The organism is Streptomyces sp. NPDC059567, assembly GCF_042735655.1.
In the GTDB taxonomy this organism is placed as follows: Bacteria; Actinomycetota; Actinomycetes; order Streptomycetales; family Streptomycetaceae; genus Streptomyces.
Genome location: NZ_JBHWBS010000140.1, coordinates 13,223 through 14,027 on the forward strand (window position 1 = coordinate 13,223; position 805 = coordinate 14,027).

General features: G+C 79.4%; 1 protein-coding gene. It reads right to left on the reverse strand.

The window, feature by feature from the left end:
* Positions 1-127: 127 nt before the first annotated feature.
* Positions 128-805 (reverse strand): carboxyl transferase domain-containing protein (locus ACFVZW_RS34850; protein WP_384530173.1); only part of this gene is annotated, 678 nt, incomplete at its 5' end.

The window sequence follows — 805 nt, forward strand, 5'->3', positions numbered from 1 at the left end:
CGCGGGGGTGCGCTCTCCGCGGGCTGCGCGGGCGGGGGGGGGGCGGCCCGCGCCCCCGCGCCCCCGCCCCCCCCCGCCCCCCCCGGCGCCCCCCCCCCCCCCCCCCGGGACTCTCTTCGTCCGGCCGTCACTCGCCGCGCGACACGACCCCGCGCACGACGCCCAGCTCCACCAGGTCCTGGGGCCGCAGCCGGAGCTGGTCGGCGGTGACCGGGGCCTGGTCGGGTTCCCTCTTGAGGATCGCCGAGGCGAGTTCGGGGGCGATGACGGAGAAGTAACTGTCCGGCGTGGCCCAGGTGTTGCCCGGCGCCGCCAGCGCCAGGGCCCCGCCCGAGCCGCCCTCGCCGACCAGGAGCGAGGTCACCGGGACCCGGGCCTCGGCGACCGCGGTGAACGCGTCCGCGATCGCCGGACCCGCCCCGGCCCGCTCGGCCTCGGCGTCGTTGGCGGCGCCGGGCGTGTCGATCAGCGTCAGCACGGGGATCCCGAGCCGGTCCGCGAGCCGGATGAGCCGGGCGACGGTCCGGAAGCCCGCGGGACGCGTCGCCGTCCCGTCCTGCGCGGCGTACGCGACGGTCCGCCCCTCGTGGAGTCCGAACCCGCACTCCACCCCGGGGTCCACCCCGCCCGCCCGGTCCCCGCGGATGGCCGCCCGGGCGGTGAAGTAGGCGTCCAGATAGGCCCCGGCGCGGGGGCGCTCGGCGGACCGGGCCCGCACGACGGCCTCCCAGCCGGTGCGCAGCAGCGAGGAGAGGGTGATGGCCGCGTCGCGCAGCCAGGTGTAGCGGTAGTCCCAGTTGCGGAC